The organism is Cupriavidus sp. YAF13 (assembly GCF_052113425.1).
In the GTDB taxonomy this organism is placed as follows: domain Bacteria; phylum Pseudomonadota; class Gammaproteobacteria; order Burkholderiales; family Burkholderiaceae; genus Cupriavidus.
In genome coordinates, this window is the sequence record NZ_JBFRDD010000007.1 from 42700 (window position 1) to 66841 (window position 24142).

General features: G+C 68.4%; 15 protein-coding genes. 6 read left to right on the forward strand and 9 right to left on the reverse strand.

Annotation, left to right across the window (positions count from 1 at the left end; all coding sequences use genetic code 11):
- Positions 1–230 precede the first annotated feature (230 nt).
- From AB4061_RS07835 to AB4061_RS07850, 4 genes are all read left to right on the forward strand, one after another.
- Positions 231–1787 (forward strand): methyl-accepting chemotaxis protein, encoded by a 1557-nt coding sequence (locus AB4061_RS07835; protein ID WP_441632475.1) that lies wholly within the window; start codon positions 231–233, stop codon positions 1785–1787.
- 697 nt (positions 1788–2484) lie between these two features.
- The gene (gene fur, locus AB4061_RS07840; RefSeq protein ID WP_441632477.1) at positions 2485–2931 is read left to right on the forward strand and encodes a ferric iron uptake transcriptional regulator; all 447 of its coding nucleotides are present in this window, start codon (positions 2485–2487) and stop codon (positions 2929–2931) included.
- Between the two features lie 92 nt (positions 2932–3023).
- Positions 3024–3302: a hypothetical protein gene (locus tag AB4061_RS07845; RefSeq protein ID WP_441632479.1), complete on the forward strand. Its 279-nt coding sequence runs from the start codon at positions 3024–3026 to the stop codon at positions 3300–3302.
- A gap of 172 nt (positions 3303–3474) precedes the next feature.
- Entirely contained in the window at positions 3475–4272 is a 798-nt protein-coding gene (locus tag AB4061_RS07850) for a MipA/OmpV family protein (protein ID WP_441632481.1), read from the forward strand.
- Positions 4273–4343: 71 nt separating this feature from the next.
- On the opposite strand, the gene AB4061_RS07855 is transcribed toward AB4061_RS07850, so the two are convergent.
- Positions 4344–5270, reverse strand: coding sequence for a DMT family transporter (locus AB4061_RS07855; RefSeq protein WP_441632483.1), 927 nt, complete (start codon positions 5268–5270; stop codon positions 4344–4346).
- A gap of 346 nt (positions 5271–5616) precedes the next feature.
- Between AB4061_RS07855 and AB4061_RS07860 the strand changes: the two genes are divergently transcribed.
- A complete protein-coding gene (locus AB4061_RS07860; RefSeq protein ID WP_183034679.1) occupies positions 5617–5934 on the forward strand; it encodes a PadR family transcriptional regulator in 318 nt (105 codons plus the stop codon).
- Between the two features lie 319 nt (positions 5935–6253).
- On the opposite strand, the gene AB4061_RS07865 is transcribed toward AB4061_RS07860, so the two are convergent.
- The 4 genes from AB4061_RS07865 to AB4061_RS07880 all read right to left on the reverse strand — a co-directional run bounded on the left by AB4061_RS07865 (position 6254) and on the right by AB4061_RS07880 (position 13546).
- Positions 6254–7273: a putative 2-aminoethylphosphonate ABC transporter substrate-binding protein gene (locus AB4061_RS07865; RefSeq protein WP_416051353.1), complete on the reverse strand. Its 1020-nt coding sequence runs from the start codon at positions 7271–7273 to the stop codon at positions 6254–6256.
- A gap of 81 nt (positions 7274–7354) precedes the next feature.
- Positions 7355–9100: a putative 2-aminoethylphosphonate ABC transporter permease subunit gene (locus AB4061_RS07870; protein ID WP_441632485.1), complete on the reverse strand. Its 1746-nt coding sequence runs from the start codon at positions 9098–9100 to the stop codon at positions 7355–7357.
- Positions 9097–10197 carry a putative 2-aminoethylphosphonate ABC transporter ATP-binding protein gene (locus tag AB4061_RS07875; RefSeq protein WP_441632487.1) on the reverse strand — a complete coding sequence of 367 codons (1101 nt, stop codon included), beginning with the start codon at positions 10195–10197 and terminating at the stop codon, positions 9097–9099. The genes AB4061_RS07870 and AB4061_RS07875 overlap by 4 nt, the downstream gene beginning before the upstream one ends.
- Before the next feature lie 115 nt (positions 10198–10312).
- Complete coding sequence (locus AB4061_RS07880) at positions 10313–13546, reverse strand: bifunctional diguanylate cyclase/phosphodiesterase (RefSeq protein WP_441632489.1); 3234 nt, start codon at positions 13544–13546, stop codon at positions 10313–10315.
- 287 nt (positions 13547–13833) lie between these two features.
- Between AB4061_RS07880 and AB4061_RS07885 the strand changes: the two genes are divergently transcribed.
- Positions 13834–15786 carry a diguanylate cyclase domain-containing protein gene (locus tag AB4061_RS07885; protein WP_441632492.1) on the forward strand — a complete coding sequence of 651 codons (1953 nt, stop codon included), beginning with the start codon at positions 13834–13836 and terminating at the stop codon, positions 15784–15786.
- Positions 15787–15805: 19 nt separating this feature from the next.
- On the opposite strand, the gene AB4061_RS07890 is transcribed toward AB4061_RS07885, so the two are convergent.
- The 4 genes from AB4061_RS07890 to bcsB all read right to left on the reverse strand — a co-directional run bounded on the left by AB4061_RS07890 (position 15806) and on the right by bcsB (position 24104).
- Positions 15806–16138 carry a hypothetical protein gene (locus AB4061_RS07890; RefSeq protein ID WP_441632494.1) on the reverse strand — a complete coding sequence of 111 codons (333 nt, stop codon included), beginning with the start codon at positions 16136–16138 and terminating at the stop codon, positions 15806–15808.
- A 66-nt stretch (positions 16139–16204) separates the two neighbouring features.
- Complete coding sequence (locus AB4061_RS07895) at positions 16205–20641, reverse strand: cellulose synthase subunit BcsC-related outer membrane protein (protein WP_441632496.1); 4437 nt, start codon at positions 20639–20641, stop codon at positions 16205–16207.
- Complete coding sequence (gene bcsZ, locus AB4061_RS07900; protein ID WP_441632498.1) at positions 20614–21840, reverse strand: cellulose synthase complex periplasmic endoglucanase BcsZ; 1227 nt, start codon at positions 21838–21840, stop codon at positions 20614–20616. The genes AB4061_RS07895 and bcsZ overlap by 28 nt, the downstream gene beginning before the upstream one ends.
- Entirely contained in the window at positions 21837–24104 is a 2268-nt protein-coding gene (bcsB, locus tag AB4061_RS07905) for a cellulose biosynthesis cyclic di-GMP-binding regulatory protein BcsB (RefSeq protein ID WP_441632843.1), read from the reverse strand. The genes bcsZ and bcsB overlap by 4 nt, the downstream gene beginning before the upstream one ends.
- Positions 24105–24142 lie beyond the last annotated feature (38 nt).

The following is a 24142-nucleotide window of genomic DNA, read 5'->3' on the forward strand; positions in this document are numbered from 1 at the left end:
GAGCTGGCGTTACGTTCCATTACACGCCCGGCGCGCGCCGCTAAGTGCAGCGTCATCCGCAGCGCAAAGCGCGTTTGTGCGGTTGCAAGCACGTCACTGCCAAATTCCCCTGAAAGCCTTGCTGCACCTGAGGAAATCCCCTAGCGAGCGGTCGTCAAGTTTGTCCTCCGGGCCGCCGATATGGCGTCAGCAGTGCTGTAAATCCATAGCTAGAAAAAAGGGGAGAGAGAATGCTGGAGCGCCTGAGCCTGAGGAAAAAATTGCTGTTGCCATTGCTGCTGAGCTGGGTCTGCCTGCTCGGGCTGACGCTATGGGACGCCTGGCAGATGCGCGAGCTGCGCCTGGCGGAGCGAAAGCTCGACCTGGCGCACGTCACCGAAACCGCGCTGTCCATGGTCCAGTCGTACGAGGCACTGGGGCGCAGCGGCAAGATGCCGATGGAAGACGCCAAGCAGCAGGCCCTGGAGCGCGTGCGCGCCATCCGCTTCGGCGAGGACGGCTACTTCACCCTGATGCACTCCAACGCGGTCGTGGTGATGCACCCGTTCAAACCGGAGATGAACGGCAAGAACATGGAAGACACCAAGGACCCGAAGGGCACGTATCTGTTCCGCGATATCGCCGCGATCGGCAAGGGCGCGGGACAGGGCTACGTGCAATACCTGTGGGCCAAGCCTGGCGCCGAGGCGCCGCAGCCCAAGCTGAGCTACGTGGCGAACTTCAAGCCGTGGGACTGGAACTTCATCGCCGGGGTCTACCTGGACGATATCGACGCGGCGTTCCACCGGGCGCTGCTCAAGTCGCTGGCCTTGCTGCTGGGCATCGGCACGGTGATGACTGTCGTGGTGCTGCGCATCGCCAACAGCCTGCATAAACAGCTGGGCGGAGAGCCGGCGCTGACTTCGCGCATCGCCGCGCGCATCGCCGAAGGCGACCTGGCCAGCGAAGTGCACACCGCGCCCGGCGACAACCACAGCGTGCTGTTCGCCATGCAGCAGATGCAAACCCGCCTGACCGGCGCTATCGGCAGCATCCGCGGCTCGGCGGATTCGATTGCCGGAGCGGCCAGGGAGATCGCCACCGGCAACGCCGACCTGTCGCGCCGCAGCGAGGAGCAAGCGGCGTCGCTGGAGCAAACCGCGGCCAGCATGGAGCAGCTCACCGGCACCGTGCGCCAGAGCGCCGACAACGCGCGCCAGGCCAGCCGCCTGGCCGAGGGCGCATCGGAGATCGCGGTGCGCGGCGGCGTCATCGTGGGCAAGGTGGTCAACACCATGGGCGAGATCAAGGCCGCCTCCGGCAAGGTGGTCGACATCATCGGCGTGATCGAGGGCATCGCCTTCCAGACCAATATCCTGGCGCTCAACGCGGCGGTGGAAGCCGCCCGCGCGGGCGACCAGGGCCGCGGCTTCGCGGTGGTGGCCGGCGAGGTACGCAGCCTGGCGCAGCGCAGCGCTACCGCCGCCAAGGAGATCAAGGCCTTGATCGGCAACTCCGCGCAGCGGGTGGATGATGGCTCGGCGCTGGTGGAAACCGCGGGGCAAGCGATGGACGAGATCGTGGAAGCGGTCAAGCGCGTGACCGACCTGATGGGCGAGATGCGCGCCGCCACCGAAGAGCAGACCGGCGGCATCGAGCAGGTCAACCAGGCCGTGACGCAGATGGACCAGATGGCGCAGCAGAACGCTGCGCTGGTGGAGCAGGCAGCCGCCGCGGCTGCCTCCCTCGAAGACCAGGCCGATGCGCTGCACCGCGCCGTTGGCACGTTCCGGCTGGCGGGCGCCTGAGATCCGCATAGGGCAGTAACCAGCAGTAGCCAGCGGCGCCCCGGGCTCGGCATGCCGGGCGCCGCCATCGCGCGCTTGACTGCGCGCTTCGCGTGCGCCGGGGACTTTCCCCGCTTGCCCGGCGCACGTTTTCTTTTTCCGCGTTTCCCCCGTGTTTCCTCCCGCGCTTGCGCGCAGCTGGTGGCCGCGCCACCCGCAAAGCCCTTCCAAAACAAGTTGAAAAATTTTCCTTGTAATGAGATTAATTCCCATTTACTATGGCTTCACTGACTGACGCAGGCAAGCAAGGAAGCAAGACATGCCTGGCCCGGCGCCAGGCACCAGAACACAGGAAGGCCAGCGGCAAGTCCGAGGCAACCAGAATTTTGAGATGTCGCAACGCGGCATCCATCACCGTCTTTTGTGGGGACCGCTCCGTACCGCGGAGCGTTTGGCAGTAGCCAGTCACCGGAGGATCGGGAAAGCAACCAGACCCCGCTTTCCCGATCGCCTCTTCGGCTGACAAGCCAAGCCATTTTTTTATTCCGCGAGCCGTGCACCACGGCTCGCAGCAGCGTGCGGCCTTCCTTGCAGGACGCCGCCCGCTGCACGCCTACGGTTGGAATCGCGAACGTCCGCCCAATGCGCGTGACGGCGCAGCCGGCCCAGACAGCTTCATTTCCGATTGATGCGCCCCATGCGGGCGCTAAGCCGCAGCATGCTGATGCCTCCCAACAGTACCGAACCCATTGACCTCAAGCGTGCCGGACTCAAGGCAACGTCACCGCGCGTTCGCGTGCTGGAAGTCTTCCGTGCCAGCCCACGGCGCCATCTCAGCGCCGAAGACGTCTACCGCATCCTGCTGGCTCAGGAAGTGGATGCCGGCTTGTCGACGATCTACCGCGTGCTCAACCAGCTGGTGCAGGCCAACATCCTGCTGCGCCACAGCTTCGAAGCCGATCACGCGGTGTTTGAGCTCAACGAAGGTGGCCACCACGACCACCTGATCTGCGTGGCCTGCGGCCGCGTGGAAGAATTCCGCGACGAAGCCATCGAAATCCGCCAGCGCGAAGTGGCAAGCGCCAATGCCTTCGTGCTGCGCGAGCACATGCTGGTGCTATACGGCCTTTGCCCTGAATGCCGAGCCGACAAATCCATCAACTGATACGGCCCTCGTTCCACCGCCCCCCATTGTCGGAACCACGGCCTCGCCCGTCCCCGCCCGTCGCGGGCGCCGGTGCGCAACCGGAGTCCATCATGGATCGCCAGACTAAGCCCCTGACCGAACTCAAGCGCCTGCTCAACGATTGCCTGCATGCGCAACCCGGCTGCCACGGCTGCCAGCTGCACGCCGTGTGCGTGCACCGGCCGGACCACACGGGGTGCAACTGGAGCGCGGAGGTCGATTTCCCGGGGACGAGCGAGGAAGAAGCAATACGGAGCTTGCCGCTGGCACGCCGGGTGGTCGTGATGGTCAGGGAGCGCTTCAATGTGGAGCGGATGAACACGGGCGAACCGGGCTTGGGCCTGGCATAAGCCAGGCTCAAGTCCCCGGCACGGTTCACGCACGCAGGTAGCACTTGCGTTAAGGCACAGGGGTGAGCGCTTTCCACCCTGCCAAATCCCCCCACCCCCACCCCCTCCAGTTAAAATCCCCCGCTAGCCCCCGCGCTCAGCGCGGCCCCACCCAAATCCGCTCCGCATCCAAATGCCCATCCCCTTCGCGCCCCGCCGCGCACTTCTGGCTCTAGCCCTCACCCTGGGCGCCACAGCCGCCTGGGCAGCGCCTGACGTGCCGGCCACCACCGCGCCCGCCAGTAACTGGAAGATCTCGGCCGGCCCGGGCGTGTACGCCGCGCCGGATTTCCCCGGCTCCCGCCGCACGCTTGTCTATCCGATCATCTACCAGGACATCGACTACGGCGGCCGCTTCTTCTCGCGCGGCTTCGACCTGCTCGGGGTCTACGCGCTCAACAACGACATCTGGCAGATCGGCGCCGACTTCCAGTTCGACCCGACCTGGCGCAAGAGCAAGAATGACAGCCGGCTAAGGGGCCTGGGCGACGTCAACATGACCATGCGGGCGCGCGCATTCGCGCAGGCGCAGGTGTCGTTCGTGACGTTCTCGGCGGACGTGGCGCAGGATATCGCTGGCCAGGGCCAGGGCCTGATCGCGAATGGGGATGTGCTGTTCAGCCTGCCAGCCGGTAAGTGGCTGTTCACGTTGGGGCCAGGGGTGACCTGGACCAACGGCAAGTACATGCAGACATTCTTTGGCGTCACGGCGGAGCAGAGCGCGCGTTCCGGCCTGCAGACGCACGCCGTGGGTGCTGGTCTGCGCGAGTGGCATGCAAACGGCATCGTCACCTACGAGATCTCGCGCAACTGGTCCGCGCTAGCCTCCGTGACCTTTGCCCGGCTGCAGGGCGACGCGGCCAGCAGCCCGATCACCGAGCGGCGCCAGCAATGGACCACCATGGGCGCCGTGACCTACCGTTTCCGCTAAGCAGGAGTAGTACGGATAGCGCAGGTAGGGCGAGATGAGCTGGATGAGCGACGTGGCCGAGCCTTCCCTCGTCAGGGCCGGCCCGGCCCTGACGCCACCGCAGTCGCGCCCGTAGCCGGGGCGGCGGGCCGCAGCACCAGCCAGACGGCCATTCCGATCAGCGCTCCGCCGGCGGCGTGTGCCCACGACAATTGCTCGCCAAGGAAGATGGCACCCCAGACGATGCCGAACGGCGGGATCAGGAAGGTCACGGTCAGCGAGCGAACCGGGCCCAGGTCGGCAATCAGCCGGTAGTACAGGATGTACGCAATCGCCGTGCAGAGCATCCCCACCCCCAGCATCGCCATCCACACGCCAGGGCCAGCGGCCGGCAGCGTGTTTTCGCGCATCAGTGCAACCGCGCTGAAGGGCAGCAGGAACAGGGTGGCGCCAACCATGCTGCCCGTTGCCACCAGGCGCGCGTCCAGACCGCCCTGCGCGGTGATCCAGCGCCGCGCGAGGAAGCCCGCCAGACCGTAGCATGCTGTCGCCACCAGGCAGGCAGCGGCGCCGAGCAACACCTGGGGCGAGAACGCTACCGGTCCGGTACGGGTCAGCACCGCGACACCGGCAACACCGAGGACGACGCCGCCGGCCTTGGCCAGCGTCAAGCGCTCGCTAAAGCACAGCGCGCCGATCAGCACACCCATCAGCGGCGTCATGGCGTTGAACACGGCAGAGTAGCCGGCCGGCAGCCACAGCGCAGCGAACGAGTACATGGCGAAAGGGATGCCGGAATTGATCACGCCCAGCACCATGACCTGCCGCCACTTGCCGCGCATGTTCCAGCGCACGCGCATCATCGCCAGGCAGGCCGCGAGCGTCAGCGCCCCGATCAGTACCCGCAGAAAGGCGGCGGTCAGGGGACCAAGCACCGGCGCGCTGATCCGCAGGAACAGGAAACTGGCGCCCCAGATGGCGGCAAGGCTGAGCAGGCGGATCAAGTCGGAGGGTTTCATGGGGAGAAAACGAGGATGGTGTGCCCGGATTAAACCCCGGCGCCAGAGTGGCCGCAAGCTGGTTTCGGACATCTCCCTGCCCCAGATTGCCGCTAAAAAGCGAAGTTTTATGCGCTTTTTAGCGGAATCACGACGTTGACACCCTACTGACGAGGGGACAGCTACACGAGTTGCGTGACAAGTCGCGTTTAGTTATTTTAAAATCTGATCTGCGCCAGAGTTAATTGACCCCTCCGACGCATTCCCGACAAGCCGCCACTCACGTGGCGGCTTCTTTTTTGCGGCGCACGGTTCACAACTATAAATCAACGTCAACCGCAATGGGAGATGACGCGTTTGCAGCGTCATGAAACGACAGTTCCTTGGCTTGCTAGCCCGCATTTACGTCCTCCAATTTGCCGTCGAAGTGCCGGCCACCGTGGCCATGCTCGCCGAGATGCTGATGGAGTACGGCTTCCAGGTGGATATTGGCACCGTCCGTCCCTTGCTGCGCGCCTTGCAGATGGAAGGCTACATGGAAAGCGTCCTGCGCGACGGCATCGGGCGCGTCTACCTGATCACGGAACGTGGCCGGGAAGAGCTGCGCAGCAGCCGCAGCCATGTGGACGACTTGTATCGCCGGCTGCACTCGCGCAACGATCCCTCGGAAGCGTCCCACAGCTGATTGCCAGCACGGCGGCCAGGCTTGGCCGCTTTTGCGCAGCGCCCCGGCGGCGCTCGCACCGGGGCAGCGTGAGTCCACACTCACGCCCTCGCCTCTCTTCACATTACCCCCGTACGCTGCCCACCAGAAACGCCCAGACGGGGCCGTTTTGCCGCAACTCGTCATGCGACGAATAACGTACCCGTTTCTGCGTGGACCACCATGCTTTGCATCAATGAAAGCGCCCGGGCAAGCCGTACGCGCTGGATTGCGCACCACTTGCCCGGGCTTTGCCGGCTAACGCTGATCGCCAGGTTTTACCTCTTCGCTTCTTACTGATTTACTTCTTCTCGGCCTTGCCTTCGTAACGCTTGCTCCACTCGGCGAGAATGCGGTCCCGGTTGGCGCTGGCCCACGTGAAGTCGTTCTTGATCAGGCGCTTCTCGTAGTCGGCCGGCAGCAGCGGATCCGGCTTGGCGATGCCAGGGATGGCCAGCACCGCGAAGTTCTTCTCGTACAGCGCCATGGCGTCGGACGAGGCGGAGAAGTCGGCCAGCTTGCGCGCCGCATCCAGGTTCTTGGTGCCCTTGATGATCGCGGTGGCCTCGATGTCCCAGCCCAGCCCTTCGGACGGCAGCACGATGTCGATCGGTGCGCCTTCCTTCTTGGACTTCATTGCACGGTATTCAAACGCGATGCCGATCGGGAACTCGCCTTGCGCCGCCATCTTGCAGGGCTTGGAGCCGGAGTGCGTATACAGGCCGATATTCTTGTGCAGGGCGTCCATGTAGGACCAGCCCTTTTGCTCGCCCATCATTTGCAGCCAGGCGCTCACGTCCAGGTAGCCGGTGCCCGACGACGCCGGATGCGGCATGACGATCTTGCCGGCGTATACCGGCTTGGTCAGGTCGGCCCACGACGTGGGCTTGGGCAAACCCTGCTTTTGCGCCTCGATGGTGTTGAAGCAGATTGCCGCGCCCCATACGTCCATGCCAACCCATGCCGGCGGATTGGCGGCGCTGCGGTATTGCGCGTCCACCGCCGCCAGGTTCTTCGGCGCGTACGGCTGCAGCATGCCTTCCTTGTCGAGGATGGCGAGGCTGGAACCGGCGAGGCCCCACACCGCGTCGGCGCGCGGCGCGGCCTTCTCGGCCAGCAGCTTGGCGGTCACGATGCCGGTGGAGTCGCGCACCCACTTGATCTCGATGTCCGGGTTGGCCTTCTCGAACGCGGCCTTGTACGCGGCGATCTGATCGGCCTCCAGCGCGGTGTAAACCGTCAGCACGGTATTGGCATGGGCAGCGCCGGCCAGCAGCGCGAAGGCGGCCACGGCGGTGGCGGTGCGGAACAGGTGAGTCATGGTTTCTCCTTGGAAGGCATGTCGTGAAATTCGGATCGTGAAATGCGTGTCGTGGCGCCGGCGCTGGTCAGCGACGGCAAATCAAGGGGCTGGCGCGCGCCAGGCTTGCGTGCGGCGCAGCCAGCCGCGCGCGGCGCCCATCAGCAGCAGGCAGGCCAGCGCCGAGGTCAGCAGGATCAGCGTGGACATGGCCGCGGCCGGCGCGGTGTCGCCGGCATCGTCCATGTTCAGTACCGAGATCGCGGCCAGCACGGTATCGGGGCTGTACAGGAAGATCACCGCGGATACCGTGGTCATGGCCGAGACGAACAGGTAGCGGAAGATATCGATCAGCGCGGGCAGGCAGATCGGCACCGTCACCCGCCAGCAGGTGACCAGCGGCGCCACGCCCAGCGACAGCGCGGCGGCCTCGAACTCGGCATCGAGCTGGCGCAGCGCGGCCGCCGCGGTAAGGTGGCCGGTGGTGTAGAAGTGGGCCACGTTGCAGATCACCAGCAGCGTCATGGTGCCGTAGAGCGCGTGCAGCGGATTGGACGGCGCGTTGAAGAAAAACACATAGCCCAGCCCGAGCACCAGGCCGGGCACCGCCATCGGCAACACAAAGCCGGCACGCAGCACGCCATGCAACCACGCCGGCCCGCGTGTGCGCTCGGTCAGCCACGCGCCGAAGAAGATCGCCAGCGTGCCGGCCAGCGCGCTCAGCGCGGCCAGGCGCAAGCTGTTGCGGTAGGCCAGCCAGCCGCCGCCATCCATATTGTCGAAGTCGTAATGCGCCAGCGTGAGCTGCAGGTTGTACGGCCACAGCTTGACCAGCGAAGCGCCCACCGCCGCCGCCAGCATGGTCAGCAAGGCGGCGCCGATCACCATCACCACCAGCGTGCAACACGTGTCGCGCAGCCCGTCGCGGCCCGGCACATAGACCTGGGCGCGGCTCGACATCTGCGCGCGTTGCCGGCGCTGCATGGCGATGTCCACGCCGAAAGTCAGCAGCGCCGGCAACAGCAGCAGCATGCCGATCAGCGCGCCGCGCGCGAACTGCTGTTGCCCCACCACGGCCTTGTAGGCTTCCAGCGCCAGCACCGGATAGCCGCCGCCCACCACCTTGGGCACGCCGAAATCCGTCACCACCAGCGTAAACACCAGGCACGCCACGCCAAACAGGCCGTGCCGCGCGCCCGGCAGGGTCACCGTGAGGAAGGTGCGCCAGGCGGAGGCCCCCATGGCGCGCGCGGCCTCGTACAGGCGCGCGTCGGCCAGCGAGAGCGCGGCCATCAGCACCATCAGCGCATGGGGAAACGTATAGAAGGCCTCGCCCAGCACGATGCCCCAGAAACCATAGATGCCGCCCGCGCCGAATGCGCCCTTGAAGACGCCCTGGTTGCCGAACAGGTAGACCAGCGCGATGCCCGGCAGCAGCGAAGGGGCAAACAGCGGCAGCAGCGCAATGCCCCGCCAGAGCGGCTTGAACGCGATACGGGAGCGTTGCAGCGCGTAGGCAAAGCCGAAGGCCAGCGGCACCACCAGCGCGGCCACGGTCAGCGAGACGGCCACGCTGCGGCCCAGCAGCGGCAGGAAATTCGGGTTGGCGACCAGCTCGGCCACGCGCGCGGGCAAGGCCCAGCGCCCGGCTTCATCGAACCACGCCTGGCCAAACAGCGCCAGCAGCGGCAGCACCAGCGCCACGGCCAGCCCGGCGAGCCAGAGCCACTTCATCGCGGCGGGCGCGGCATGCGCGATGCAGTCCGCCGCGCTGCCGGCGCCACACCCGCGACTGACGGCGGCATCACTCTCGGCCTTCGCCCCGGCCGCGGGCAATGCGCGCGTCATGCGAACACCTGCAGCGCCTGGCTGGGCAGCGACACCCAGAACTTGTGGCTGCCCGGCGCCGGCAGCAGATGGCGCTCCTCGCGCAGCACGTCGGCAAACAGCGTATGGCCCGGCAGGCGGTCGGCCTCCAGCATCAGGCGATAGCGGCTGCCCAGATAGGTCTGGTCGACAATGCGCGCCAGCAAGCGGTTGGGCTCGCCTTCCGCGGGGTGCAGCCGGATGGCTTCCGGGCGGCAGCACAGCCGGGCTGCGCCATCGGCCACCTCGCCCGCGCGGGACGGGGACACCGCCAGGTCGAGCTCGCCCACGCTGAAGGTATCGCGCCCGCTGAGCCGGCCATCCAGCCAGTTGGCCTGGCCGATGAATTCAGCCACGAAGGCCGAGGCCGGGCGCTCGTAGATCTCGCCGGGCGTGCCGACCTGGGCGATGCGCCCGCCCTCCATCACGGCGATGCGGTCCGCCATCGCCATGGCTTCATCCTGGTCGTGCGTGACCATGACGGTGGTCACGTTCAAGCGCCGCTGCAACTGGCGCAACTCCAGCCTCAGATGCTCGCGCACCCGCGCATCGAGTGCCGACATCGGCTCATCGAGCAACAGCAGCGAGGGTGCCGGCGCCAGCGCGCGCGCCAGTGCCACGCGCTGCTGCTGGCCACCCGAGAGCTGCCCGGGGAACTTGCGCTCGCTGCCCGCCAGGCCTACCAGCGACAGCATTTCCGCGACGCGGGCCTCGCGATGCGCACGTCCCATGCCCCGGCCCTGCAAACCATAGGCCACATTCTGGGCCACCGGCAGATTGGGAAACAGCGCATAGGACTGGAACAGGATGCCGTAGTCGCGCGCCTGCGGCGGCAAGCCCGTCAGCTCGCGCCCGCCGGCGTGGATACGGCCCGTGTCCTCGCGCTCCAGCCCCGCGATGATGCGCAGCAGCGTGGTCTTGCCGCAACCCGAAGGGCCCAGCAGGCACAGCAGTTCCCCCTGCGCCACCGACAGCGAAACGCCGTCCAGCGCCTGGAACCCTCCCGCCCCTCCGAAACGCTTGCCTACCTGCTCGACCGCCAGGAACGCGCGGCCCGGCGCGGACTCACCTGCTTGCATGGACAACCCTCTGCGCTTTGATAACAGCGGGCAGCATAGGAGCGGCGCATGCCAGCCGTGTGGCAGTTGGGCAAAGAATCCCGATGCAGGTATCGGCGGATTTTGGGGATGGGCCTCAAACCGTGGCCGGCACCCGTTGTGCCCAGGCGCGCATGGTCGCTTCACCGCCTGCCGCGCAGATCTCCATCAGGCCGGCCAGCGGCACCGCCTGGCAGAACAGGTAGCCCTGCACGGCATCGCAGCCGTGTTCGCGCAGGAAGGCGAACTGCGCGGGCGACTCCACGCCTTCGGCCACCACTTGCAGGTGGAGCTGGTGGCCAAGGGTGATGATGGCGGCCGCCACGGCCTGGTGATGCTCATCGTGCGCAACGTCGTCGACGAAGGCTTTGTCGATCTTCAGCTTGTCGATCGGCAGCCGCGTCAGGTAGCTCAAGCCCGAATAGCCCGTGCCGAAATCGTCGATCGACAATCCCACGCCGAGCGCGCGCACGCGCTCGAAGGTGTCGATGGTCTTGCTGCCGCCCTCGATCAGGATGCCCTCCGTCACCTCGATGGTGAGGCTCGAAGCCGGCAGCCCGGCGGCCGCCAGGCATTGCTTGACCATGGCGGGAAACCCTTCCTGGCGCAGTTGCAGCGGCGAGATATTCACCGCCACATCCAGCTCCACGCCAAGCTCGCTGCGCAGGTGCTGGATCTCGCGGCAGGCCGTGGCAAGGATCCACTCGCCCAGCGGCATGATCAGGCCGCTCTGCTCGGCAATCGGGATGAACTCCGTTGGCGGGATCACGCCGCGCTCGGGCGTTTCCCATTGAATGAGCGCTTCCACGCCGGCAATGCGCAACGTGGCCGTGTCGACGATGGGCTGGTAGCGCAGCTTGAACGCCTGCGTGGCCAGCGCGCGCCGCAGCAGCCCCTCGATGGTGAAACGCGCCATGGATGCCTCGGCCATCTCGCTGGAGAAGCGGCTGAGCTGCGCCCCGCCGCGGCGCTTGGCCGCGTACATGGCGGCATCGGCATTCCTGAGCAGGTCGGCCAGGTTGTCGCCGTCGTCGGGGCACAGCACCATGCCGATCGAGGGCGTCACGCGCAGGCGCTGGTTGCCTAGCTGCAGGTCTTCCGACAGGCGGGCCAGGATCTTGGCGGCGACCAGCTCGGCCTCGCTGTCCTGGCTCAACGGGTCGAGCACCACCACGAACTCGTCGCCGCCCATGCGGGCGACCAGGTCGGCGTGGCGCACCGCGGCCTTGAGGCGATCGGCCACGATACGCAGCACCTCATCGCCGATATGGTGGCCGAGCGATTCGTTGATGCGCTTGAACTGGTCGAGATCGAGCAACAGCAGCGCGATGCGCTCGCCCTTGCGCAGCGCGCGCTGCAGCACCAGTTCCGTGCGTGCATGCAGCTGGGCGCGGTTGGGCAGGCCCGTAAGCGCGTCGTGATGCGCGAGGTGCCGGATGTACTCGTCGGCACGCTTGCGCTCCGTCAGGTCATGCGCGATGGCGAGATAGCCGCCGGCATCCAGGCCACCGATGCCGGCCTCGCCAGCAAAGGCCGGGACCGCCACGTCCCCCGTGCCGCCGGGCACGTGCGGCTCGGGCAGCGCGGTCAGCGTCAGTTGCACCGGCAGGCGCGAGCCGCCCTTGCGGACATAGGTCCACTCCTGTTCGTCGGTCAGCCCGAGCCGGGCCTTGCCGACCACGGCGGCCAGGCCCGGCGCCACCGGCTCGCCCAGCTCGCTGGTGAGCACGGCCGCGCGCGCCGCAACCTCCTTGGGATCGAGGAAGTCCAGGTAGCGCATGCCTGCGGCCACCTCGCTGGCCTGGTACCACAGCATGCGCTGGCCGGCGCGGTTGATGCCGGTCACCGTGCCGTTGCGGTCGAAGGTGATGACGCACAGCGCGGTGTGATCCAGCACGCGTGCGCTGCGCTCTGCCGCGTCGGCGGCCGCCAGTTCGGCGCGGCGGATGGCGCTCTGGTCCGTCACTACCCATAGCACCCGGCCGGGCCCGGCAGCAGGCACCGGCGCCACCGCCACGCGCACGGGAATGATGGTGCCGTCGGACCTGCGGGCGTGGCTCTCCAGCCGCCCCTCAAGCGCCATCGCCGCCAGCCTGGCGGCATCGGGCAGCAAGGTGGCGATGAGGGTGCCGGGGAACTGGTCCGGCGCCTTGCCGAACAGCGCGGTGGCCGCCGCGCTGGCGATCTGGACACAGCCATCGGCATCGCATACCAGGAAGGCATCGCTGGCGCTGGCCAGGCCCGCGCGCTGCAAGGCGCCATCCGCCTGCCGGCCCTGGCGCGCCCGCGCCGCGAGCTGCCACGCCATGCGCTGCTGGCGTGCCAGGCCAAACACGATCCAGGCAAGCAGCAGCGTGCCTGCCGTGCCGATCGCCAGTACCAGCGTGGAGCGCCGCGGGCGATGCGCCGATTCGAAGGCCGGCGTGGTGATGGCGCGCAAGGTCCAGACCCTGCCGCCATAGGTCAGCTCGCGTTCGGCCTGCATCAACGGCGCCGGGACCGGCGTGCTGGCCGGCCCGGGCCCGGGCTCGGCGTCGCCGGCCAGGAACGCGCCGGGCTTGGTGTCGCGTCCTTCATATAGCATCAGCGACAAAGTGCCGGCCGCGGGCAGGCTGACCCCGCGCAGCAGGTCTTCCAGGCGCAGCGAGGTATAGACATAGCCGGTCACGGCCAGCTGCCGCTGGGTGGGGGTGTTCAGCGGCAGGCCACTGCCGTACACCGGCAGGTACAGCACCACGCCACGCTGCGGCGCCTGCGTTTCGCTCTCCCGCGTGAGTTCCACGCCGCCGCTCAGGCGCACCTCGCCGCTATCGCGGGCAGCCTCGGCGGCAGCGCGGCGCACGGGATCGGACATGATGTCAAAGCCAAGCGCCCGCGTAATGCGCCCGGCGAAGGGCTCGACATACACAACCGGCGCGTACACGTCGCGCGGGCCCAGCGGGTAGACCTCGAAGCCGGGCTGGCCCTCGCGGCGCATCGTCTCGACCAGCCGGTCGAGCTCCCTTGACGCGGTCAGGCGCGCATAGCCGATCGAATGCGTGCCGGGCGGCAGGTCATCCAGCTGGGTGGTGTACAGGTAGTTGCGCCACTGCTCGCGGGTGAGGGCGGGATCGGCGGCAAACAGCCCGCTGGTGCCGCGCAGCAGCTGCTCGTTGTCCTGCAGGCGCCGTTGCAAGGCGGAGAAGACCGGCGAGAACACCGCCTCGAAATCGCCCCGCGCCACCTCGCGCTCGAGCGTATGCATGCCGCGCCAGGCGCCGCCAGTCGCCAGGGCGCCGGCCGCGGCGACCAGCAGGGACAGCAGGACTGGCGAAATTGAGGGCAGTTTCATGAATTGGGGGTGCGGATGGGAGCCCTCGGTGGCCTCCCCCTGCCGCCGCAGGGCGACGGCCCACTATACCGTGGCGGCAATGGCTCGCCCACCCCCGGCGCGCCACTGTAACGTGCGGCGCCACACGGTGGCGGGCGCGGCCCGCGCGCGCCCATGCCAGACTCGCGCGGGACTGGCGCTTGTGGTAGGGTTGGCGGGCCTGCAAGCCTGCCGAAGCCCGACTCCCGGCAACCATGCGGGCCGGCCGTCCAGAAGGCGCGCGCCGTCCCCCGACACCGCCGGCTCGCATGCCCCAAGTTTCGCTTTCCCTGAAGGCGCGTCTCGCGCTGATTACCACGGCGCTTGCCGCCGTGCTTGGTACCGGCATCGTGCTGGCATCGCTCTATTACGCGCACGACGACCTGCGCGCCGCGCTGCAAGACCAGCAGGACTCCATCGTCAAGCTCGCCTCGGACCAGCTCGACACCGCCATGGAAGACCGCATCACCCTGCTGTCCCACGTGGCGCCGCAACTGGCCGGCGAGCTCGCCCGCCCGGGCGCCGAGCTGCGCCTGCTGCTGGAGCGGCGGATTCCCGTGCCCGGCGCCTTCAATGCGTTCATGCTGGCCGATGCCCAGGGGCGCGTGCTGGCCCGGGATGGCGTGCAGGTCAGCATTGCCGACCGCGACTACTTCCGCGAAGCCGCGCGCACCCTTGAACCCGTGATCACCCCGCCTATCCGCGCCCGTATCAATGGCGCGACCGGCGTGCTGGTGGCGGTGCCCATCGTCTCGAAGCAAGGCGAATTCCTTGGCCTGCTGGGCGGCTGGCTCGATCTGTCGAGCGCCAACTTCCTGGTGGAGATCACCCACAACCGGCTCGGCACCACCGGCTTCTATTGCCTGGTATCGGGAGGGCGGATGCCGGTCTATGTGCGGCACCCCGATCCGGCCAAGGCCACGCAGCCGGCCCGCGCGCTGGGAGACACCTGCGGCGTCGACGACCGCAGCGGGCGCATCGAGTTTCTCTCGCCCGCCAGGCCGCTGATCTCGCGCTACCTGATGGAGAGCACCGGTTGGGAGCTGGTGGCGGTGCTGCCCGCGCAGGAGGCGTTCGCGCCGCTGCACGCCATGCAGGTGCGCTTCCTCGCGCTGGCCCTGCTGTCGCTGGCGGTGGTGGCCCTGCTGATCTGGCTGACGGTGCGGCATCTGCTGACGCCGCTCACGCGCCTGCACCAGGTGGTAAGCGATAGCGCGCACGACCTAGCGGCCTACGAGAAACTGCCAGCGCAGCAGCATGACGAGATCGGCGATCTGGCGCGCGCCTTCGGGCAGCTGATGCATGACGTGCGCGAGCGGCGCGAGCAGCTCGACCTGAGCGAGCGCCAGTTGCGCGCGGTCACCGATACGCTGCCTGCGCTGCTGGCGTTTATCGGGCCCGACGAGCGCTACGTCTTCAACAACCTCGCCTACGAGCGGACTTTCGGCATCACGGTGCAGGCGCTGCGCGGCATGAGCGTGCGCGAAGTGATCGGCGACACCCGCTATGCCCGCGCCCGGCCGTTCCTGCAAAAAGCACTGGCGGGCAGCGCGGTGACGTTCGAGACGGAAGAAAGCGATCCGGATTACCGCTGCATGGAGACCAGCCTGCGCCCCGAATGGAGCGCGGATGGCAGCCATGTGGTGGGCGTGCATGTGCATGTGCAGGACGTGACCCAGCGCAAGCTGGAGACCCTGCGGCTATCACGCATCTCCCGGCTCGACCACCTGACCCAGTTGCTCAACCGCAACGCCTTCGAGGCGCTGCTGCAGGCCGCCATGACGCGCAGCCGCGAAGACGGCCGGCTCATGGCGCTGCTCTACCTGGACATGGATCGCTTCAAGGCGGTCAACGACTTCCACGGGCACATCACCGGCGACCTGCTGCTGCAGGCCTTCGGGCGGCGCCTGCAGCGCTGCGTGCGCGAGCGCGACACTGTTGCGCGCCTGGGCGGCGACGAGTTCGCGATCGTGCTGGAGGATATCGGCGGCGCGGCCAATGCACAGCGCATTGCGCAGGCCATTGTGCATTCGGTGAGCCGGCGCTTTTTCATCGACGGGGTGTTTGCCGATGTGGATGTGAGCATCGGCGTGGCGCTCTACAAGGGCGCGCCGATGCCGGACCAGGAGTTGATGCGCCAGGCCGATGCCCTGCTCTACCGCGCCAAGGCGGCAGGCCGCGGCCGCTTTGAGATGGGGCCGCCGGACCTGCTGGATAGCTGACTTAGCTCACCTGGCTGACTTACTTGCCTTCTTCGAACGGCACGTGCTTGCCGTCGCGCGACTGATAGCCCAGCTTGGTGTCCGCGCCCATCATCCGCTCCCATGCCACCATGGCATCCGCCACGGCTTGAGGCTCGCCCTTGAACACCAGCACATCGTTGCCGCAGTTCGGGCACTGCCCGCCAAACACGGCATCGATGCCGCGCAGGTTGGGGGCGTCGATGGCATCGAAGGTACTGAACGCCGTCTTGCAGGCGCCGCACACCAGTTGCGCGGGCCGCATGCCTTCGAGCCGCGCGCGGGCCTGGCCGGCACGCTCTGCCTGGCTGCCCCGTTGTTTTGCTTCACCCATGATGGACTTCCTTTGCGCAGCCGCCTGGCTGCGCTTCACTTGATTGATTCATCCGTTGCGCGCCCCTCAGAACGGCGCGGGGCCCACGGCCGACTGCGGCGCCACCGGCGGGAACGCGATCTGCCCGGTCTGGCGCTGCAACGCGTAGCGCACATAGACGCCGGCATACCACTGGCGATAGTCGCGCGCGTTGTCGATGCCAAGCATGCCGCCGACAAACAGCTGCTGGGCCGCCTGGTACTCCATCGAGCCAACCAGATTGTAGGCCAGGCCGGTCTTGGACTGGCCAGGATAGACGGTATTGCCGGCCGCCGACTGGGCCGCTCGATCGGTCGGGAAATAGTCCGATGCATCCTCGCGGAACGCCTGCATGCCTAACGCGCCGCGCACATTGTAGGCCAGCCGGCCGCTGCGCCCTGCCAGCGAGAGCGGCACGGTCACGGCGAAGTAGGTCTGCGGGCTGAAGTAACCACCCTGGCCGAAGGTGAAGTAGCGCAGGTTATCCGCGTACCCCATCGAGGTGAAGTTCACGCCGCTCATCAGGCGCTGCTCGGCGTTGTCGATCAGGCGCAGGTAGAACCCGCCACCGCCTTCCCAGCGTGTGTTGCGCTTCACATCGTGCCCGGTCAGCAAGCCGTAGCCGCCGTAGCCGTAGATACCGAAGAAGCCATCGTCCCAACCCAGGTCGACGCGCCCGCTGCTGTTCATCACGCCCCCCCACTGCAGGCCGGTGCGGTCATCGCGCGCGCCCGCGTACGACAGCAAGCTGTCGGTGACGGGGCGGCGCGATGCGCCAAGCGACAGCGTGGTGCGTTGCGTCAGCGGCAGGTTGAAGCGCACGCCGGTATTGACGTCGGTGTAGCGGAAGCCCAGCGGCGTGCTGCCAATGTCAGCCTTGATGCGGTCCGATTCATAGGCCACGCCCAGCGCCACACCAAAGGCATTCTGCTGGCCGGCGGAAGTGGACCGCAGCGGCGTGCCGGCCGAGTTGACGGGCGCGCCGCCCACCGGGACCGCCAGCGGGCCGCCGCCAAAGCGCGAGGCGGTGTTGAAGTCGCTGCCCACAGAGCCCGCATCCAGCGCGACCGGTGTCACGCGCGCCACCAGCTTGCCGTTGCCGACGGCTATCTTGGCTTCGGCCACCACCTGCATCTCGGTGAGCTGGCTCATGCCGGAGTCGCCATTGCGCCCGCGTAGCACAGGGCCGCCGGCGAGCGTGCTGGTGCGCTGCGATTCGATCTCGTTGAGTTCCTGCTGCGCGGTCTTGGGGCCGGTTGGGTTGGCCTGCGAATCGGCTTCGGCCAGCCAAGGCGCGCGCGACTGCGCGCCAATCGGCTGGCGCGCGGTCGCGGCGGGCGCCGGTGCCGCCGCGTAGCCGCCGGCTGCCGGCGCGGCGTACTGCGCGACGGGATACTGCGGTGCCACGGCCTGCTGCGGCACGGGATAGGGCACGCCAGGCTGCTGGGCGAGCTGCGCGTTGGCTGGATAGGCGGGGTAAGCCTGACCAGTTTGACCAGCCTGACCAGTCTGATAAGACCGGTTGGCTGGGTAAGCCTGCGCAGGCGCCTTGGCCGCGCGCGTGTTCTTGCCGCGTGTGCTGGCGGGCGCCTGCATCGGCATGGGCGCTTGCACCTGCTGCGCATAGTAGGCCTGCGGCTGCTGGATCTCCGGCGCCATGCCTTGCCCGGCAGCGGACAGCGGCGCCGGGATGTAGGGCTGCGAGGCCTGTGCGCTCGCGTTCATCATCACCGGCGCGGGAGCCATTGCCGGCTGGGGCGCGGCCGCGGCGCGCGTGGGACCGGGCACGATCAGGTACGGCGCCTGCGACCCGGGCGGCGGCAACTGCGAGCTGCCGCGCTGGCCGGGCAGGCCGACAAACGGGTTGGACGGCACGCGGTCGAAGCCCGCGCCATTCGGGCGCGCGCCGGTCGAGGCTATGCCCGTGGCGTTCTCTGCTGCCACCGCTGCGCGGAAATACTCGGCGGCACGCGAGGTCTTGCCTTGGGCGCGGTAGAGCCGCCCGGCGGCGGTCAGTACCTTGGGCGATTTGGGTGCCTGCGCCAGCGCCATCTGCAGCGTGCCTTCGGCCCAGCTGTATTCCTTGGCGGCGGTGGCGGTGCCGATCGCCGCCAGCATCAGGTCGAGGTTGCGCGGATCCTTCTCCAGCACGCTCTCGTACAGCGTCAGGGCCTTCTTGTTCTCGCCCGCTTGCGCGTACATGCGCGCCAGGCTTGCGCGCACGGCGCTGTTGCCAGGGCGCTCGGAGAGCGCCGGCGCCAGCATGTCGTAGGCAGCCACGAGGTCGCCGCTCTCGGTCAGCGCATCGGCCTGGCGCACGATGTAGGCGACCCGCAGGTCGTCATAGTCGCGGCGCTGCGAACTACTCAGGTTGGCGTTGGCAAGCTGGCGCAGCACGCCAGCCAGCTCCACGTCCTGCTTGGTCTTGAGCAGGATGGCGGCGTACTGCAGCTGCATGCCAACGTCCGGGCGCACCGTGCGGCCCATGACGTTGCGCATCAGCGAGAGCGCGCGCGCCTCGTCGCCAGCGTCGGCATAAGCCAGAGCCAGCGCGCCCAGCTGGTCGGGGTCCTGCTGGGCGTAGCGTTCGGCTTGCGGCAGCACGCCCAGCGCGGCGGCCTGCTGGCCGGCGGCGGCGAGCCCGCTGGCGCGCTCGGCTTCCGCGTGTACCCACAGGCGGCGTTGCAGGGTACCCATGTCGCGGGTGCGGTTCTGCGGGGGAATGCGCTCTAGCGCTTCGAGCCCGCTTTGCCAGTCGCCGGTTTCGGCGGACAGCAGCGCGCTGGCGTACAGCGCGTCCGGCATATTGGGGTTGGAGAGCAGCAGGCCGTCCATGACGCTGCGCGCCTGCTCCTTCAAGCCCATCGACGCATAGGCGCGCGCTACATCCAGGCGCACCCACGGGTTGGTGGGGTCGGCCGCCATCGCGTCTTCCAGCGCGCGGCGCGCGCCGGCGGCATCGCCGCGCTGCAAGGCGGCACGGGCCTGGCCTCGGGCCTCCTCGGCGCGCAGCTTGCCCAGCGAGCCCACCTTGTCCTGCTGGGCGGGTGTCAGGTTTTGCACGATGGCGAGCGCTTCCGCGCTCTTGTTCTGCGCCGCCAGCACGCCAACCAGGCCGCGCGTGGCGTCGGGATTGTCGGGCTGCTGCTTGAGCACGCGGCGATACGCGGCTTCGGCCGGGGCGTACTGGCCTTCCTCGGCCATCACGTCGGCCAGCGCCACCTGGGCGGAAGGCTCGCGCGGGTCGAGCTTGACCGCACGCTCCAGCAGGCTGCGCGCCTCGGCGCGATTGCCCGCGCCACGCGCGGCGCTGGCCTGCTCGGACAGCAGCCAGTATGTGGCGCTGTTCTGCGCGCTGCGGTAGCGGCCCCCGGCACCACGCTTGGCGGCCTGGTCGAGGAAGTCCAGGGCCTCGGCAAACTTCTCCTGCTTGAGGCGCAACACGCCCATGCCGCCGAGCGCGTCGGCGTCGCCGGGGCGCTCCTGCAGCGCGGTCTGGAACCGGTCGCCGGCGCGCTCGAGGTCGCCGGCATCCATGGCGTCGAAGCCCTGCTGCACGATCTGGCGCGCAGGGTTGCCAGCGGCACCTGCCGCTTGCGTGGCTTGCTGTTGCTGCTGGGCCTTGACCGCATCGAGCTTGGCGCGGATGGTGGCGTCGTCGGGATGGCTTGCCAGCCAGGCCTGGTACAGCGGCGTATCCGCCGGGCGGCCGCCCAGCCAGGTCAGCGCCCGCCGCCAGCTCTCGCTGGCCTGGCTGGCTACGTCACTGCTTTTAGACAGCCCCTCCAGCTGGCGAATGCCGTCGCGGCGCGTGGACTCGCGATAGGTCAGGTGCTGCGCCAGCGCGAGCTGCGCGCGGTTGTCCGACGGATTGGCGCGAGCCAGCCGCTCCAGGCCCTTGCGGGCTTCTTCCCAGCCCTGTGCCGTGCCGCCCAGCGTCTGGTAGTACTCCAGGGCCAGGTTGCCTTGCGGCACCGCGCCGCCCACAGCTTGCTGATAGCGCTTGACCGCTTCCTCGCTCTGGCCGCTGCGCGCCAGCTGGCGCGCCTGCTCGACCTGCTGGGTTGCGCCGCCGCTGCTGATCACCTGCGTGAGGCGCGCCACCAGCGGGGAGTTGGGCTGGGCCTTCTTCAGGCGCTCCAGGTAGGTGCGCGCGCCATCGGGGCGGCCCGCCTCGGCTTCGGCCACGCCCATGCCATACAGGGCTTCCGGCTGGGCCGGATTCAGGCGCAGGATCTTCTGCCACGCTTCGGCAGCGCGGTCGCTGCGGCCGCGTTCCTGCCAGTACTTGCCCTGGTCCACCAGCAGCTTGACCGGGTCCTCCTGCGCCGTGGCGGCCGCGGCGAACGCCGTCAGCAGGCTCAGCACCAGCGTCTTGGCGCGCAGGCCCTTGCTGCGCGCGGTGTCCGCAACAATGTGCTGCCCGCTCGCCGAGCGGGGGGTGTTCGCGCGTCCGTTCATGGCCGGGCGCTTGCGGTTCGACATGTCTTCTCCCACTCCAGCTCCAGTTGCCCCGAAGGCGCGAACCGGTAGCGGCCTTCGGCAAAGCCGAGGCCGAATAATCCCAATACGGTGTCGTAGTACGTGGCGGCGGATCTGCCCGTGGCCGAGCCGATCATTGTCTCCGCCCGGGTGCGCTGTACCGCGGCTGCCGGCGATCCGGCCGCCTGCAGGAACGGCACCAGCGCGGCGGAAAAGCCCGTCGGGCCATCGCCGTCCACGGCACCGCTATCGGCGTGCATGCGCTCGGGCGGCGCAGCGCGTCCCGCCATGCGCTGCGCCTGCGGCACCAGCGCCTTCATCAGCATGCGGCCAGCGGCGTCACCGCGTGGCGTCACGCCGGCCCATAGGTAGACACGGATGGCGTCATAGCTGCTGACATCGCCCTTGTCGGGGTCGGTGAGAAAGCCGCTGCCGGCTGCGTCGCTGCGGTAGGCCGACCAGTCGGGCACAATGCCCTGTTTGGCCACCGCTTCGACCAGCTTGCCGGCCTGCGTGGCAAGCGTGCCCCACGGGCCGGACGGCTCGGCCGAGGCCAGGCGGCGCAGCAGCGGCACCGGCAGGTAGCTGGCATTGAGGCGCCACTGGCGCGGGCCATCGGCATTGCCTTGGACGAAGCCCTGCGGGCCGGGCAACAGCATGGTGCCAAAGCCGGGCAGCGACACCACTTCTTGCCTGGCCACCAGCTTGAGCAGCGCGCGCGCCTGCTCGCCATAACGCGGCTGCTTCCACAACCGCGCGGCTTCGAGCAGCGCGAAGGCGAACCACAGGTCAGCGTCCGATGCGGGGTTGGCATCGATCACGCCCCACGAGCCGTCGGCCCGGTGGCCCCACTGCCAGGCGGGCAGCTTGTCCTGCAGGTTGCCCGCACCGAGGTTGGCAACGCTCCATTGCCACAGACGGTCGAAAGTAGCGCGGTCGTTGGCCATCAGGGCGAACACCATGCCGTAGGATTGGCCCTCGGAGGTGCTTTGCTGCTCCTTGGTGGACGGGTCGAGCACGCGGCCGTCGGCCTGCACGAAGCGGGACAGGAACTGCTGGTACAACGGCCACGCGCAGGCAATCTGCGCCGATGCCTTCGGCGCTGCGGCGCGGGCCAGCACGGGCCAGCCACCCAGCGCCCCGAGCGCGCCCAGGCCGGGCAAGCCCGCGAGCCATCGGCGGCGTGTGCGGTTCACGCTCACTTGTGTTCCCCCAGCTTGCGGCGCGCGGCGCGTGCCCGCAGCGACAGATACATCAACACCGCCAGCAGCAGCGCGGCGCCGCCGATCATCAGCACCATGACGAGCGGCCGCTGCGAGAGCCACCACTGCACATAGGTCCAGGGCGGCAGCTTGCCCACGTGGTAGTTCTGCTGTGCCGCCAGGCTGTCGATCTCCTTGCCGCGCACCAGCGCCAGGCTGCCTTGCACCTTCGTGACCCGGTCGGGATCGAGCAGCACCTCTGTCACGGTCTGCAGGCCTTGCGGCGCGTTGCTGGTGACGGCCACCACACTGCGCCCGGACGCCAGCGGCGACTCGAAGGCGCTTAGCGCGGCATCGGTGCTGGCGCTGCTGATCGACATGCGCGTCTCGACCGGGCGGTTGCGCGTGCCATCCGCGCCGTTCCACCAGCCCGTCACCGCGGACACCAGATCGGTCAGCGCAAAGCGCTTTTCATTGCCGGCCAGCGTGACCGGCATGCGCTCGGCCCATTGCGTGAAGAGCGGCTGGCTCTGCGTGGTGCCGATCACCAGCAGGTCGCGCGCGGCCTGCTTGTCGACCTGCGCGGCGCCGCTCACGGCCACTCCGGTAGTCGGATAGCCAGTGGATTCGCCCATGCGCCCCATCAGCGTGAGGTAGGTCGAGTAGTCCTCGGCAGCGGGCTTGTCCGGCAGGATGACGGCGGTCTCGGAGAGGTCGGCCATGCGCGTGAAGGGAAAGCCGCTGTTGCCGAACACCGCCAGGTCAGGCAGCGCGATAAAGTGCGGCAGGCCGGTGATGTTGATGGTCGAGTCCGGGTCGATCGCGCCCTTGACGTTGTCCAGCATCACGTCCTTGCACGCGCCCTGCTTGAGGTAGTCGTAGTAGAAATGGAACTGCAGCTGCGACTGCGCGGGCAGCATGAACAGCGGCAGCGCGATGCGCTCGTCGACCGGCACCGAGCCATCCGGCAGCACCTTGGCCAGCAACTGGCTGGCACGGCCATCCTGGTTCTTGACCGAGCGCAGCGCGTAGGCGCGCAGGAACTGGTTGCTCACGCTGATGTTGAGGGTGGACTTGTCCACCACCGGGCGCGGCGTATAGCGGTACTTCAGGTCGATCGGGATGCCCTTGCTGCGCCAGCCGAACAGGTCGGGCGGCAGCCGGAAATTCACCCGCACCAGGTCCGGATTGTAGCCCGAGACATTGAGGTCGCGCATTTCGGCTAGCTCGCCAAAGCGCACCGGGCGGTCGCTGCGGATCCAGTTGGGCGCGTCGTAGGGCACGCGCGGCGCCACGTCGTCGAGCTTGTTGATGGTGGCGCTCTGCCCGGACAGCGCGCGCGCGCCGAGCGTAAGCGCCTGCGCCGCGGTCTTGAGCTCGGCGCTGTCGCGGCCCATCACCAGCAGAAGCTTGCCGTTCGCATCGCCCGGATTCGGCACCACCGCGATCGACGGCCCGCCGATGGCGGGCACCTGCACACCCGCAGGTTTTTCTTCGTTGGTGACGAACACCACCGCATTGCCGGCAGCCGGTACCTGGTTGAGCGTGGCGGCAAACGACGCACCGCGATAGCCGGCCAGCGCGCCGAACCACGACGAGACCGTGCCCGCGGCTTCCAGCGTGGCCGGCGACGGCGCGCCAGCGAACACAAAGGGCAGCCTGAGGCGGCTAACGTCGCGCCGATCGAAGAACGGCAGCGGCAGCAGCGCCAGGTCGTTGGCCAGCGCCACCGGCGTGAGCGTGAGCTCCAGCACGCTGCTGTTGCCAACGGTGGCCCACAGGCTGGAGTGGAAGGGATCTTCGCAATCGGTGGTGTAGTGGCCGATCAGCTGCAGGTTGAGGCGGTTGAACTCGGTGATCAGCCGCGGCTCGATCGGCACATCGCGCTCCAGGCTGGTGCCCGCGGTGTCCTTGGGCACCGGCACGGCGCCGGCAACCTCGCCGTTGACCATCACGTTGATATGCGACAGCGCCGGTATCAGCGCGGGCGAATACGTGTAGCGCAATTTCAGGCGCGCGCCGGTCACGACCTCGTCAGCACGGATCGAGAATGGCACGCCGTTGATGGCGTCCACGCCGCGCAACTGGAACGGCGCGGCGGCACCCAGCTGCTTGAGCGTGAGCTGCACGGTGCGCGCGCCGCTGCGGGGCGCGGCGGCGACGGCCTGCGCCGCCACCCCGGCGGGCGACTGCGCGACGACCTCGTCGCGCGTGGTGTCGGGCACGCCGGCACGCTGGGCGCCGGCCGGGGTCACCGTCAGCATGGCGAGCGCGAGCAATGCGCTAAGGCGGGTCGCGGCGG